The 14,479-nt window shown below is 70.1% G+C and carries 8 protein-coding genes and 1 tRNA gene; 7 read left to right on the top strand and 2 right to left on the bottom strand.

From position 1 onward, the window contains the following. Window positions 1-25: 25 nt before the first annotated feature. The 7 genes from H299_RS0110360 (at window position 26) to H299_RS0110390 (ending at window position 10,825) form a co-directional block, all read left to right on the top strand. Window positions 26-223, top strand: coding sequence for a hypothetical protein (locus H299_RS0110360; protein WP_027748356.1), 198 nt, complete (start codon window positions 26-28; stop codon window positions 221-223). 154 nt (window positions 224-377) lie between these two features. Then, the gene (gene topA / locus H299_RS0110365) at window positions 378-3,263 is read left to right on the top strand and encodes a type I DNA topoisomerase (protein WP_027748357.1); all 2,886 of its coding nucleotides are present in this window, start codon (window positions 378-380) and stop codon (window positions 3,261-3,263) included. A 106-nt stretch (window positions 3,264-3,369) separates the two neighbouring features. Further along, window positions 3,370-6,486: a dTMP kinase gene (tmk, locus tag H299_RS0110370; RefSeq protein WP_027748358.1), complete on the top strand. Its 3,117-nt coding sequence runs from the start codon at window positions 3,370-3,372 to the stop codon at window positions 6,484-6,486. Window positions 6,487-6,627: 141 nt separating this feature from the next. Further along, the gene (locus H299_RS0110375) at window positions 6,628-7,839 is read left to right on the top strand and encodes a DNA polymerase III subunit delta' (protein ID WP_027748359.1); all 1,212 of its coding nucleotides are present in this window, start codon (window positions 6,628-6,630) and stop codon (window positions 7,837-7,839) included. Between the two features lie 96 nt (window positions 7,840-7,935). Further along, a complete protein-coding gene (locus H299_RS0110380; RefSeq protein WP_027748360.1) occupies window positions 7,936-9,537 on the top strand; it encodes an alpha/beta hydrolase in 1,602 nt (533 codons plus the stop codon). A gap of 107 nt (window positions 9,538-9,644) precedes the next feature. Continuing rightward, window positions 9,645-9,721: transfer RNA gene (locus H299_RS0110385), tRNA-Thr, on the top strand. 258 nt (window positions 9,722-9,979) lie between these two features. After that, a complete protein-coding gene (locus tag H299_RS0110390; protein ID WP_027748361.1) occupies window positions 9,980-10,825 on the top strand; it encodes a DUF6414 family protein in 846 nt (281 codons plus the stop codon). Between the two features lie 186 nt (window positions 10,826-11,011). Here the strand turns inward: H299_RS0110390 and H299_RS0110395 are convergent, their stop codons facing one another. Next, window positions 11,012-12,067 (bottom strand): hypothetical protein, encoded by a 1,056-nt coding sequence (locus H299_RS0110395; protein WP_027748362.1) that lies wholly within the window; start codon window positions 12,065-12,067, stop codon window positions 11,012-11,014. After that, window positions 12,064-14,472, bottom strand: coding sequence for a hypothetical protein (locus H299_RS0110400; protein ID WP_027748363.1), 2,409 nt, complete (start codon window positions 14,470-14,472; stop codon window positions 12,064-12,066). Before H299_RS0110400 ends, H299_RS0110395 begins: the two co-directional genes overlap by 4 nt. Between the last annotated feature and the right edge of the window lie 7 nt (window positions 14,473-14,479).

The following is a 14,479-nucleotide window of genomic DNA, read 5'->3' on the forward strand; positions in this document are numbered from 1 at the left end:
CACCGCGGGTGCCAGGGTGGCCCGCATGGAAAGCGGACCCGCGGTCCTGGCCGGAGCGTCCTTCGCCGCCTTCGGCGCCGGACTGCTGCTGTGGACGGCGACACGCGCGTGGCGGCACGAGCCCGTCGCCGAGGGGGTGCCGCCGGGTCTGGCCGTGGCGCTGACCGGCGGCTTCGGTGTGCTGGCGGCCGTCGGAGGTGTCTGGATGCTGCTCTCCGCCTGACCGCGTCCGGTCTTCGAGGCGGCAGGAATGGCGGTTGTCGGGTTACCGTTCGAGTGGCGTTGTGGACTTTTCCCGTTTGACATGGGGGCGGGAGGTACCGTCACACTCCGCAGCGACACAGCGACACCGATGCCGACCGGAGAGAAGAGCGAAGTTGTCCCCGACCAGCGAGACCGCGAACGGCGGGCGCCGACTCGTGATCGTAGAGTCGCCCGCCAAGGCCAAGACGATCAAGGGCTATCTCGGCCCCGGCTACGTTGTCGAGGCCAGCGTCGGGCATATCCGCGATCTTCCGAACGGCGCGGCCGAGGTGCCGGCCAAGTACAAGGGCGAGCCCTGGGCCCGCCTCGGCGTGAACGTCGACCATGACTTCGAGCCGCTGTACGTGGTCAACAGTGACAAGAAGGACCAGGTCAAGAAGCTCAAGTCGCTGCTGGCCGAGTCGGACGAACTCTTCCTGGCCACGGATGAGGACCGGGAGGGCGAGGCCATCGCCTGGCACCTCCAGGAGGTACTCAAGCCGAAGGTCCCCGTCCGCCGGATGGTCTTCCACGAGATCACCAAGGACGCCATCCGCGCCGCCGTCGACAACCCGCGCGATCTGAACCAGAAGCTCGTCGACGCCCAGGAGACCCGCCGCATCCTGGACCGCCTCTACGGGTACGAGGTCTCGCCTGTCCTGTGGAAGAAGGTCATGCCGAAGCTCTCGGCGGGCCGGGTCCAGTCCGTGGCCACCCGGCTCGTCGTCGAGCGGGAGCGGGAGCGGATGGCCTTCCGCACCGCCGAGTACTGGGACCTGACCGGCACCTTCGCGACGGGCCGCACCGGCGACGCCTCCGACCCGGGCACCTTCGGCGCGCGGCTGACCGCCGTCGACGGGCGGCGCGTCGCCCAGGGCCGGGACTTCGGCTCCGACGGGCAGCTCAAGAGCGCCAGCGCCACCGCGCGGGTGCTCCAGCTGGACGAGGCCGCCGCCCGCGGGCTGGCCGCGGCGCTGGCGGACACCGCGTTCTCGGTCCGCTCGGTCGAGTCCAAGCCGTACCGCCGCTCCCCGTACGCCCCCTTCCGCACGACCACCCTCCAGCAGGAGGCGAGCCGCAAGCTCGGTTTCGGCGCGAAGGTGACCATGCAGGTGGCGCAGAAGCTGTACGAGAACGGCTTCATCACCTATATGCGCACCGACTCCACGACCCTCTCGGGCACCGCGATCGCCGCCGCCCGCGCCCAGGTCACCCAGCTCTACGGGGCCGACTACCTGCCGGACAAGCCGCGTACGTACAACGCCAAGGTCAAGAACGCGCAGGAGGCGCACGAGGCGATCCGCCCCTCCGGCGACCGCTTCCGCACGCCGGCCGAGACGGGCCTCACCGGTGAGCGCTTCAAGCTCTACGAGCTGATCTGGAAGCGGACCGTGGCCTCGCAGATGAAGGACGCGACCGGCCAGTCGGTCACCGTGAAGGCCGGCGGGCGCAGCTCGGACGGCCGGGACGCCGAGTTCAGCACCACCGGCAAGATCATCAGCTTCCACGGCTTCCTCAAGGCCTACGTCGAGGGCGCCGACGACCCCAACGCCGAGCTGGACGACCGCGAGCGCCGCCTCCCGCAGGTCACCGAGGGCGACGCGCTGAGCGCCCAGGAGATCACCGCCGACGGGCACGCCACCAAGCCCCCGGCCCGCTACACCGAGGCCACCTTGGTCAAGGAGCTGGAGGAGCGGGAGATCGGCCGCCCCTCGACGTACGCCTCGATCATCGGCACCATCCTCGACCGCCGCTACGTCTTCAAGAAGGGCACCGCGCTGGTGCCCTCCTTCCTCTCCTTCGCCGTCGTCGGCCTGCTGGAGAAGCACTTCGGCCGCCTGGTCGACTACGACTTCACCGCCAAGATGGAGGACGACCTCGATCAGATCGCGGCCGGCGACGCCGAGTCGGTGCCCTGGCTGCGGCGCTTCTACTTCGGCGTCGGCGAGGGCGAGGACGCCCCCGGCACCGCCGGAGCAGCCGCCGGAACGGCCGCCGACTCGGGCAACGGCGACGGCGACCACCTGGGCGGCCTCAAGGAACTGGTCTCCGACCTCGGCGCGATCGACGCGCGGGGTATCTCCTCGTTCCCCATCGGCGACGGCATCATGCTGCGCGTGGGCCGCTACGGCCCGTACGTGGAGAAGCCGTCGGAGAACCCGGACGAGCCCGGCCAGCGCGCCGACGTGCCCGACGACCTCCCGCCGGACGAGCTGAGCGTCGCCTACGCCGAGGAGCTGCTCGCCAAGCCGAGCGGCGACTTCGAACTGGGCGCGGACCCGGAGACGGGGCGGCAGATCGTCGCCAAGGACGGGCGGTACGGCCCGTACGTCACCGAGGTGCTGCCCGAGGGCACGCCGAAGACGGGCAAGAACGCGGTCAAGCCGCGTACGGCCTCCCTCTTCAAGTCGATGTCCCTCGATTCGGTGACGCTGGCGGACGCGCTCAAGCTGCTGTCCCTGCCCCGCGTCGTCGGTACGGACCCCGAGTCGGGCACCGAGATCACCGCGCAGAACGGCCGCTACGGGCCCTACATGAAGAAGGGGACGGACTCGCGCTCGCTCGAGTCCGAGGACCAGCTCTTCACCATCACGCTGGACGAGGCGCTGGCGATCTACGCCCAGCCCAAGCAGCGCGGCCGGGCCGCGGCCAAGCCGCCGCTCAAGGAGCTGGGCACCGACCCGGCGAGCGAGCGTCCGGTGGTCGTCAAGGACGGCCGGTTCGGCCCGTACGTCACCGACGGTGAGACCAACGCGACGCTGCGCCGGGACGACGAGGTCGAGACGATCACCGCCGAGCGGGCGTACGAACTGCTGGCCGACAAGCGGGCGAAGGGGCCGGTCAAGAAGAAGGCGACGGCGAAGAAGACCGCTGCCAAGAAGGCACCCGCCAAGAAGGCCCCGGCGAAGAAGGCTGCGGCCAAGAAGACGGCGGCGAAGAAGACCGCTGCCAAGAAGGCCCCCGCCAAGAAGACGGCCGCGGCGAAGAGCGCCGCAGGCGAGGCCCCGCCGGCCGAGTAGTCCGCCCGAGTAGCCCGTCGAACGGTCCGCGCAGGTCCGGCCGCGGCCCCGCCCAATTGTTCGGGCGGGGCCGCTCCGTGTCGGCGGCTGGCTATACGCTGGCAGGATGACGCGTGCAGAGCAGCCAACAGGCGTGGCCCCCGGCGGGCCCGCCGCAGACGACGCCCTCGCTGCGGAGTCCCGTGAGCGCGCCGTGCGGGCACTCCTGCGCTACGGGCCGCTCCGGCGGCTGTGGAGCGCCCAGTTCACCGGGGGGATCGGCGACGCGCTCGCCGTCCTTGTGCTGTTGCTGCTCGCGCTCCAAGCGGCCGACCTCGCCCCGCTCGTCGGCGGTGAGGCGGTCTTCGGCGGCGGTTACCAGGGCTTCGCGTTCGCCGTCGCGGCGGTCCTGGGCACCCGGATGCTGGCGACGTTCCTCTTCGGCGCCGTACTGCTCGGCCCGCTCTCCACGCTGACCGCACCCGGCGGCCCGCTCGACCGCCGCTGGACGATGATCGGTGCCGACGGCTTCCGTGCCGTCGCCCTCATCATCGCCCCGCTGTGGATCGACTGGACCCCGTCGAGCGCCTTCGCCGTCCTCCTCGTCACCGTCTTCGTGACGGGCGTCGCCGAGCGCTTCTGGACGGTGGCCAAGGACGGCGCCGCCCCGGCGCTGCTCCCCGCGCCGCCCCCCGAGGGTGCGGCCGTCCGCCCCCTGCCGGACCATCAGGACGCCCTGCGGCGGCTGTGGCTGCGTACGGGCTTCGTCGCCCTCCCGGTCGCCGCCGCCGCGCTGGTCGCCGTCACGCTCGTGAGCAACCTGCTCGGCGCCGGCATCGACTGGTTCGACACGCACCAGGTGGCCCTCGCCTCCTACGTGGCCGCCGGGCTGTTCGCCGCCTCGCTCTCCGTCCTCTACTTCCTGGAGCTGCCGGAGACCGAGACGCCGCGCCCGCGCTCGCCGCTGGAAGGGCTGCGCCGCCCCCGCTCGGGCGAGGTCCCGGACCGCGGGCGCACCGGCTCCCTCCCGCTCTTCGTCGTCGCCTGCGCGGCCATCGCCGCCGCCATCGCCGCCGCCGTCTCCCTCGCCGCGCTGCACGCCGCGGACCTGGGCGGCGGCCCGGTCAGCTTCGGGCTGCTCGTCCTCGCGCTCACGGGCGGCACCGCCGCGGGCATCCGCCTCGCGCCCCGTACGCTGCCCGCGCTCTCCCGGCGCAGGCTGCTCGCCCTGGCCATCGGGGTTACCGGCATCGTGCTGCTGGCGGCCGGCCTCACCCCCGATCCGGCGACGGTGCTGGCGCTCGTCCTCGCTGCCGGAATCACCGCCGGCGTCGCCGCGCACACCGGGCACACGCTGCTCGAGCAGGAGACCGAGACGTTCCGGGTGCCCCGTACGACGGAGCACCTCCAGGCGGTCGTCCGGCTCTCGATCGCGCTGGCCGCCGTCATCGCCCCGCTGCTGGCCGGGGTCATCGGCCCGCACCGCATGGAGAACGGCGCCTTCGTCTTCGCGCACGGCGGCGCCGCCTTCACCCTGATGCTCGTCGGCGCCCTGCTGCTGCCCGTCGCGGCGCTCCTGCTGGGCCGCGCGGACGACCGTGCCGGCGTGCCGCTGCGGCATGACCTGCGGGACGCCTTCGGCGGCTCCGGCCCCACCCAGGCGCCCGCCGCGCAGGGCTTCTTCCTCGCGGTCGAGGGCGGCGACGGCGCGGGCAAGTCGACCCAGGTCGAGGCCGTCGCCCAGTGGATACGGAACAAGGGCCACGAGGTCGTGGTCACCCGAGAGCCGGGCGCGACCCCCATCGGCAAGCGCCTGCGGTCCATCCTGCTGGACGTCTCCTCGGCCGGTCTCTCCGACCGCGCCGAGGCCCTGCTCTACGCCGCCGACCGCGCCGAGCACGTCGACTCGGTGGTCCGTCCGGCGCTGGAGCGCGGCGCCGTCGTCGTCTCGGACCGCTACACCGACTCCTCCGTCGCCTACCAGGGCGCGGGCCGCGAGCTGTCGCCGACGGAGGTCGCGCGGATCTCCCGCTGGGCGACGGACGGCCTCGTCCCGCACCTGACGGTGCTGCTCGACATCTCGCCGGAGACGGCCCGGGAGCGCTTCACCGAGGCGCCGGACCGGCTGGAGTCGGAGTCCCACTCGTTCCATCAGCGGGTGCGCGCCGGATTCCTGGCGCTGGCCGCCGCCGACCCCGCGCGCTACCTCATCGTGGACGCCGGGCAGGAGGCGGAGGACGTCACCACCGTCGTCCGGCACCGGCTCGACCAGGTGCTGCCGCTCTCCGAGGCCGAGATCAAGGCCCGCGAGGAGGCGCGCCGCGCGGCCGAGGAGGAGGCCCGCAGGCTGGCGGAGGAGGAGGCCGCGCGCAAGGCCGAGGAGGAGCGCCTCGAGCGCGAACGGCAGGCGCAGATCGCCCGGTTGCGCGCAGAGGAGGAGGAGCGCAAGCGCCGCGAGGCCGAGTTGGAGCGGCAGCGCGAGGAGGCCCGCCGTGCCGAGGAGGCTCGGCAGGCGGCCGAGGAGGCCCGGCTGCGCGCCGAGGAGGAGCGCAAGCGGCGTGAGGCCGAGGAGGAGCAGCGCCGCCAGGAGCAGGAGCGGCTGCGCCGCCGTGCCGAGGAGGAGGCCCGGCTGCGCGCCGAGGCCAACGAACGGCGCCTGGAGAAGCAGCGCAAGGCCGAGGAGGCGCTGCTCCGGGCGGAGCGGGTCCGTGCGGCCGAGCGCGAGGCGGAGGCGGCAGCCGCCGCTGCGGCCGAGGCGGCCCGGGTGGAGGCGGCCCGGGCCGAGGCGGCAGCCGCGGAGGCGGCCGAGCGTGAGCGCGCGCACCCGGACAACGCGTCCACGGCGCAGATCCCCGTCGTCGGCGGACCGGACGACTCGGATGCCGAGAGCACCCAGGAGGTGCCGCGCCCGCAGACCGACGCCGACGCGGCGCAGACCGTCCAGATCCCGCGCGTCGCCCCGCAGGAGGACGAGACGACCGTCATGCCGGCCGTGCGGCCGGAGGGCCCGGGAGAGGCGGAGCGCACCCGGGAGCTGCCGCAGCTGCCGGAGGACGCGGTGCCGGGCGGCGGCACCCCGCAGCCCGGCGCGCGGCGGCGCCGTCCCGAGTGGGCCGAGGAGACCCCGCTGGACGACATGCCGACGCTGGCCGACGAACTGCTCGGCCCGCGCGAGGACGCGGACGAGGAGCGGCGCGAGGACGGCGCGGAGGACGGCGCGGAGGACGGGCGCCGCCGCCGCTGACCGCAGGGCCGGGCGCCGGTGCGGCGCGGTGTGCGCGGCGCGGTGTGTCAGTGGCGTCGCGCACAATGGGTCCGGTGCGGTCCGTACGGCGTGTCCGGGCCGTGGAGCAGCGGAGCAGCGGCGTACGCAGTCGGGAGAGCCATGCCGGTATGGGACGACCTGGTCGGGCAGGACCGCGTGATCACGCAGCTGGCCGCCGCCGCCCGGGACGCGGACGCGTACGCCACCGGCGGCGCCCCGGCCGCCGGTGGGAGCGCGCTCAGCGGCTCGTCCATGACACACGCCTGGCTGTTCATCGGGCCGCCAGGCTCCGGCAGGTCCACCACCGCGCGCGCCTTCGCGGCGGCGTTGCAGTGCGTCAGCCCCGACCGCGCGCTCGGCGGCCGGCCCGGCTGCGGCTTCTGCGACGGCTGCCACACGACGCTGGTGGGCACGCACGCCGACGTCGAGTTCGTCCGTACGGACCTGCTCACCATCGGCGTCAAGGAGACCCGGGAGCTGGTGCGCCGGGCCCAGCTCTCTCCGGCGGGCGGGCGCTGGCAGGTCATCGTCATCGAGGACGCCGACCGGCTCACCGAGGGCGCGGGGAACGTCCTGCTGAAGGCCGTCGAGGAGCCCGCGCCCCGTACGGTCTGGCTGCTCTGCGCGCCCTCCACGGAGGACGTGCTGCCCACGATCCGGTCGCGCTGCCGCACGCTGGGGCTGCGTACGCCGCCCGTGGAGGCCGTCGCCGAGGTGCTGGTGCGGCGCGACGGCATCGAGCCGGAGACGGCCGCCGTCGCCGCCCGCGCCACGCAGGGCCACATCGGGCGGGCCCGCCGGCTCGCCACCGACGAGCGGGCGCGGGAGCGCCGGGCCGCCGTGCTGCGGCTGCCGGGGCGGGTGGCAGATGTGGGGGAGGCGCTGAAGGCCGCGCAGGAGCTGGTCGACGCCGCGGCGGAGGACGCCAAGCAGGCCGGTGACGAGCGGGACACCCAGGAGACGGAGGCGCTGCGTGCCGCGCTGGGCGGCGCCGAGGGGAAGCGGATGCCGCGCGGGACGGCGGGGGCGATGAAGGAGCTGGAGGACCGCCAGAAGCGGCGCGCGACGCGGACGCAGCGCGATTCCCTGGACCTGGCCCTCACCGACCTGACGAGCTTCTACCGCGACGTGCTGGCGCGGCAGCTGGGCTCTGGCGTCGCGCTGGCCAACGACGAGGTCCGGCCGGCGGTGGAGCGGCTCGCCGCCGCGTCCCGACCGGAGCACACGCTGCGGCGTATCGAGGCCATCCTCGACTGCCGCCAGGCCCTCGACCGGAACGTCGCGCCGCTGCTCGCGGTCGAGGCACTGGCGATGTCGCTACGGGCGGGCTGACACCCCGTCCGGATACGCTCGTGAGCGATCATGAGACCCCGCACGCGCGACGCCTCCGGCGCCTGTACGGTGCCGCACTGCTAGGGATTGGGCGCAATGGACACCAGGCGACTCCTCCGGACGACCTCGACCCTGTTGGTGGCGGCCGTGCTGCTGGTCCCGGGCTGCTCGTCCGGGGGCGGCGACGGGGACTCGGAGGGCGAGGGCGGGCGCAAGGACGCCGCCCCCACCACCACCCGCGAGCCCGGCGGCGGCGCCGAGCCGCTCAAGGCGCTTCCCGCCAAGGTCCCCGCCGAGCTGGCGCCCTACTACGAGCAGAAGCTCACCTGGCGCGACTGCGGAGCCCCCGGCTTCCAGTGCACCACCCTGCGGGTCCCGCTCGACTACGAGCAGCCGGACGACGACGCGCGCCTTGAGCTCGCGGTCTCCCGTAAGAAGGCGGGCGGGGACGGGGAGCGCATCGGCTCGCTGATGGTCAACCCGGGCGGTCCGGGCGGCTCCGCGATCGACTACCTCCAGCAGGCGGCGGCGATCGGCTTCCCGGCCGAACTGCGCGAGCGCTACGACCTGGTGGGCATGGACCCGCGCGGAGTGGCCCGCAGCGAGCCCGTCGAGTGCCTCTCCGACCGCGAGATGGACGCCTACACGCGGGTCGACCAGACCCCGGACGACGCCGCGGAGACGGACGCGCTGGTCGACGCGTACCAGGGCTTCGCCAAGGGCTGCGAGCAGCGCTCCGGCGGCCTGCTCGGGCACGTCTCCACGATCGAGGCGGCCCGCGACATGGATGTGCTGCGCGCGGCGCTGGGCGACCGGAAGCTGTACTACTACGGAGCGTCGTACGGCACCTTCCTCGGCGCCACCTACGCCGGGCTCTACCCCAAGAACACCGGCCGCCTCGTACTGGACGGGGCGATGGACCCCTCGCTGACCGCCCACGAGCTGAACGTGCAGCAGACCGGCGGCTTCGACACCGCCTTCGAGGCGTTCGCCAAGGACTGCGTCCGCCGCTCCGACTGCCCGCTGGGCGGCAAGAGCGCCAAGGACGCGGCGGCCAGGCTGAGCGCCTTCTTCAAGAAGACCGACGCCAAGCCCGTGGCCACCGGCGGGCCGCGCACGCTCACCGAGTCGCTGGCCACCACCGGCGTGATCCAGTCGATGTACGCCGAGGCGCTCTGGCCGCAGCTGCGCGAGGCGCTGTCGGCGGCGATGAAGGGCGACGGCAGGGGCCTGCTCGCCCTGGCCGACGGCTACTACGAGCGGGAGCCGGACGGCAGCTACGGCAGCATCATGTTCGCCAACCCGGCGGTGAACTGCCTGGACCTGCCGCCCGCCTTCTCCGGCCCGGAGGAGGTGGAGAAGGCGGTGCCCGAGTTCGAGAAGGCGTCCTCCGTCTTCGGCCGCGGCTTCGCCTGGGCCTCCCTGGGCTGCGCCTACTGGCAGCAGGAGCCCACGGGCGAGCCGCATCACATCGAGGCCGACGGCGCGGCGCCGATGGTCGTCGTCGGCACCACCCGCGACCCGGCCACCCCGTACATCTGGGCCCAGGGCCTGGCGGGCCAGCTGTCCTCGGCCCGGCTGCTGACCTTCGAGGGCGACGGGCACACGGCGTTCATGGGCAACGACTGCATCGACTCCGCGATCACCGGCTACCTCCTGGACGGCAAGGCCCCCGACGACGGCAAGCGCTGCACCTGACCCCGCCCGCACGCCCCTCCGCGCGCCCCCCCGCGAAAGGCGGTCGGACCACCCCGCAGACCTGTGTAAACTGTTCCCGCTGCGCCCGCTTGCCGGAGCACCAGCAAGCCGCCTTAGCTCAGTCGGCCAGAGCGACGCACTCGTAATGCGTAGGTCGGGGGTTCGACTCCCCCAGGCGGCTCCACCAAACCCCAGGTCACACACCCCGTGACCTGGGGTTTTTGCTTGCTCAGGGCGCGACACCTCTCACGTCTGTGGTGCCGTCGGTTTGCTTGCGTGAGCGATGCGTGAGCGCGTGAGCTTCGTGACCCAGTGTCGCCCACCAGGAACAGCCTGCAATGAATCGCCGGGCGGCCGAACCCAGACAGTCGGAAGACGCAGCACATAGCAACCGACAGCTCGCGATCTCTCGTTGTCAGAGGAAAGTGCGACACTCTTCTCTATGGCACTGCGGTCACCCATCTACCTCGACACTGAAACTCTGCTCGCTCAGGCGGAGTACCACGAAATTCCCATAGCGCCCAGCCAGGCGGAGGTCGTTGAGAAGACTGTGCGCAAGAGGTCCGGAGGCGGAAAAGCCAGCATCTCCGGCCTTGGATTGGACGCCTCTGTGGGTACCGATGTAGAGCGCCAGTCGACCTACAGCCTGCAGCCGAGGGAACTCGCCACGGTGAGCAAGGTGATCGACTCACTGATCGCCGAGTCCGCAGTCACGGTCAACCCAGAAGGTGATACAGCTCTCACAAGAGATGCCCTCATTGAGATCGAAGGACGCACACGCATCACCGCAGCGAGTCTGGCCGGCAAGATGTTCTTTATCTTTCGTCGACTCATGGAGGCTGCGGAAGGGGACCTGGACAGCATCCTCAACTTCAGTGCCGATGACCTTCCAGTTGTCGAGCAGTTCAGGCAGGTCTACCTGAGGAATGAGCTGCTCCCCATTCCGATCTTGTTGGAGTTGGCGGATTCATCCTTGCCGCACAAGGTCTACATCAACGTGCGACCTGACCACTTCATCGATGACGCGTCAGCCAACAGGGTCGAGGGTGATGTTCGCGTTCTCGGAAGCATTAGGCGGCTGATCCCAGGAGGTGACGAAGGGTATTTTGGTGCCGAGGAATGGCTACTTCACGGCTGGGAACACATGATGCGGCGCACGCTCATGACTCAAATCGACGAAGTCGTGAGAGATGTAGTAAGTGAGCTGCAGCTAAATCTGCCGTCCGAGGACGTCCATGCCTATATCGCGGGACCAGCCGTCGTCGTAGATGCGATAGCGCTCTACTGAAGGTTCTCTGCGAGCCTCATGTCCTGCCGGTCGGTGTAGCCACCTACCCCGACTCAATCCTGAGCCCTGCCTAACCGTCATCGCAGCATGGTGATCGAGTAAGGAGGCCATGTCCCATGGCGATCACCCCGTATCCCACTTCGGGATTCCTTCGGCCCACCAAGGGGGACACCGGGCAGGACTCGGTCATCCCGTGTATGGGTCCAGGGTGATGAAGGTCCGCCTGGCGTCGGCCAGGGTTTGGCGGAGGTCGAAGGATGTCGAGCGGATCAGGGGTATCGGGTAGCTGGGGTAGGCATCGGCGTGCGCGGCAGCCGTGATCAGTTGACAGGTGGCGAGGACCGTGGTCAGTAGGCTGGTGGTGAAGAGGGTCTGAGGGTCTGGGGTGGTAGGGGTGTTGGGGCGGACCAGAACGGCAACGATGCTGCGGTGCCAGGGAAGGGCCAGCCCGTTGGGGAGTGCCAGGGCGCGGGCGAGGGCCTTGGCTAGGCGGCCTATGGCATCGGGGGAGGTAGCCTGCGTATTGCCCCAGATGCGGGCCAGCAGGGAATTGCCGTGCCGCACGCTGGGACGGTATGAGGACGGGTTGAGTACCTCGCGTCGTGCGTGTCGTACACTCTCGAGGAAGTCACCAAAGGATCCGTACGTGTCCTCGTCGCGCTTCACCCGGTCCCAGAAACTGGCCGTTACCGACTTGTTCCGCGCGTGCACCGACTGGAGCCGCTCCAGCATGGCCCCTTCCAGGGCAAATATGAGGTGGCAGAGCTGGTCGACGGAAGCTTCTTCCGAGTTGAGAGGGCAGGCGATGCGCCAGGTGAGGTCCTCGATCATGACCGTGGCCAGTCGGCCGCCGAGTCGCGGAAACCAAACCGGGAGGCTGACCGGGGAGGAGATTTGGGGGAAATCCAGAGTGCTGCGCGCCAGCAGGACCACTGCCCGCCGGTCTGAGGTGTCGTTGCCGATCAGGTGCTTTTCACAAGCCTCTTGGTTGTTCTGGAGCAGTTCGACGAAATCGTCGAGTACTGCATTGGTGTTGTCGAAGCGGGTCTTGCGCACCACCAAGACCACGACGGGATGGCCCGCGAGGTGTTCCTGTACCTCTCGGGCGTAGTCGGCCCGGTTCTCGCGAACCTGGAACCAGAACCCGCTGAGCTCACTGTCCGACGCGGCGAGCCGGTCCCTGATCTCGGCGGCAAGGCGGCCTGGTGGGAGCTGCTCGTCGGCGAAGGTCGTAGGGATCATGCGGCCACTTCTCCTTGGGTAGTCGCGGCGATTCGGCCCAGCAGACGGATCTTGGGCCAGACCCATTCGTCGTCGTGGTTGAGGAAGTTGCTCTCCGTTGCACTGGACAGCAGGCGGTCCGCGGTGATCCCGGTACTCGGACCGAGCCGCGCGACGATTTCGGTGAAGTCGTTCATGCTGCATCGCATGCTCTCCGGTGAAGCGCGAACGATCTCACTCAGACAGCGGTACACAGAGCGCAGCCATACCGTATCCGTGCCTTGACGCTCACCCATCGCCTCGGAGGCCGCCCTCCGGAAGAATTCGTACTCCCGGCTGCGTGCGATGTGGCTCACGCGTAGCCGCAGTTCGGCGAACTCCGTGGCATCTTCCTGCTTGAGGTGCAGGTCGGACTGACGCCGTTCCTGCTTGATGAGGAAGTCGACGAAGTCGCGAAGCAGGTTCACGGTGAGCCACGGGTGGCCAGCCGTCTCCGCGTAGACAGAGTCGATGAAGCCTGCGTCCAGGGACACTTGCTGGCTCAGCACCTTCTGCATGAACCGGGCGAACTCGCTGTCCTCCGAGCCGCTTTCGTGTGCGAACAGCGGGAAGGGATCCTGACGGACGTACGGACTGAGCTGATTCTGTTCCATCAAGATGAAATGTGCGTCAGGCTGCTGCCCGAGGAACACCAGAAGGTTTTCCCTGGCGAACTGGACCATCTGGTTGAGAAGGGGCTGGACCACCGTGTACCTCATGCCGGGGTCACGCCTTAGGGCTTGTTCAAGGACCCCGAAGAGGGTTTCGTACTCGTCGAGGACGAACACTGTGCGCCTGCTGTCCGGCGCCGCGCCGTCCGCACAGTGGTTGACCAGCCGCGCGAAGAACGTGCCGGGAATCCGACGGCCCTCGTCTAGGGCGTCGCAGATACGCTCGTAGCAGTCGCCGTCGTTGGCGAGTTCACCAGTGGAGGAGCAGGTCTGGCTGACCACGACCGCCTCCCCGGTCGTCGAGGCGAGATCGAAGCCAGCGGTGGTCTTGCCGCTGCGCCGCACACTGCACCAGAGTCGAACACCGTTGCGACTCTCGAAGGTCCGGAGTAGATCGTGCACGCTGTGCCGGTGCACGCGGTAGTACCTGAGTTTGCCGGGTTCCTCCAGCGGGAAGTCGCGGGCCAGGTTGACCTGGAGGCGCTGGTTGCGCACAGACGCGGTGCCCTGCCGGTAGGAGCGGCCCACCAGGAGCTCGAGTACCTGGTCGCGTGTCTGTGCGATGGACTCGGAGGCGGGCTCCCCTGGGACGACGACAGCCTCTCTCAGCCGCCCGTCCTGCTCGATGAAGGCCCGTAGGTCGGACGGAAGCGGCGCCACGATGACGGCGACCCCTCGCCTGTGGGCCTCCTCCAGGTCGCGTCGGTTGACATAGCCACCGTCGAGGTAGCACTGCACCTCGATCATTTGCTGGTATGGCGACCGGGTGGACGGGCGGAGAGAAATGTCGAGTCGCTGCTCCGCTAGGGAGTACTGGGACAGGGCCGGCAGCGGTACGTGCTGGCGATTGACGCCCAACCGATCGAACGCTGACACGGTAGGCAGGACGCTGCTCAGCAGGCCGTGAATAACGTGCTTGCGGCCGATCTGCTGCTGGAGTAGGAGCACATCGTCCATGACAAGGAAGGGCAGCGTGTGGAACCAGGCCCGTGTGTGATCCAGGAGGACGTCCCGCCCGGTGAGGTTGCCGAAGTCGACTCGGGCGTAACCCACGATGATGCTGAACAGCATGCAGGAGTTCAGAGCGCGGAGGTCGCGTGCTGATTCGAGGTCCATGGCGGTGGGCAGGCGCGTGGAGTAGAACTCGATAGGCAGGTCGAGGAACCGCTGCAGGCCATTGAGTGATTTCACCAGGGCGTACTGCTCAGACTCGCCCTGTCCGATCTGATAGTTGAAGCCCTTCTGGAAGATGTCCTGCGCGTGTCCGGACAGGGCGAGGGCGATCTTTGGGAGCAGCGTCCTGGCTTCTTCCTGGCCCGCCAGACGGTCTAGGAAGGAGGTGAAATCCTCGGCGAGGCGGTTCCGGTAATAGGTAGACCACTGGAAGATGTGCCGGTCGCTGAGATCTTGGAGGGCCTCAAGGAACTCCTCCAGCCAGCCCTCCTCTGCGGTCTCGACCTGCGCCAACTCTTCGGGCGCCAGCGCCTCCGAGGGTGGCGGCCCGTGCAGCTTCTCGTCGAGACGGGCCAGCAGGGCGTTCCGGCGTTTCTTCAGGAATGCGTGTGTGAACACGGTCCGAATCCGGGCCTCCCACTCGGCCAGGTCATGGATGGGAAGGCTCCCTATCAACCCGTTGGCCAGATCCTGCGCCTGGTCAGGCTTGACGGCCCTGCACAGTCCTTCGATCTCACGCAGAGCAGCGTCGACAGTGGACATCCACCAC

It is taken from the genome of Streptomyces sp. CNH287 (genome assembly GCF_000424825.1).

Excerpts from the sequence above, each read along its gene's own strand:
- H299_RS0110360 (WP_027748356.1), top strand. The coding sequence starts at position 26 with ATGGAAAGCGGACCCGCGGTCCTGGCCGGAGCGTCCTTCGCCGCCTTC.
- tmk (WP_027748358.1), top strand. The coding sequence starts at position 3,370 with ATGACGCGTGCAGAGCAGCCAACAGGCGTGGCCCCCGGCGGGCCCGCC.
- H299_RS0110375 (WP_027748359.1), top strand. The coding sequence starts at position 6,628 with ATGCCGGTATGGGACGACCTGGTCGGGCAGGACCGCGTGATCACGCAG.
- H299_RS0110380 (WP_027748360.1), top strand. The coding sequence starts at position 7,936 with ATGGACACCAGGCGACTCCTCCGGACGACCTCGACCCTGTTGGTGGCG.
- H299_RS0110395 (WP_027748362.1), bottom strand. The coding sequence starts at position 12,067 with ATGATCCCTACGACCTTCGCCGACGAGCAGCTCCCACCAGGCCGCCTT.
- H299_RS0110390 (WP_027748361.1), top strand. The coding sequence starts at position 9,980 with ATGGCACTGCGGTCACCCATCTACCTCGACACTGAAACTCTGCTCGCT.
- H299_RS0110400 (WP_027748363.1), bottom strand. The coding sequence starts at position 14,472 with ATGTCCACTGTCGACGCTGCTCTGCGTGAGATCGAAGGACTGTGCAGG.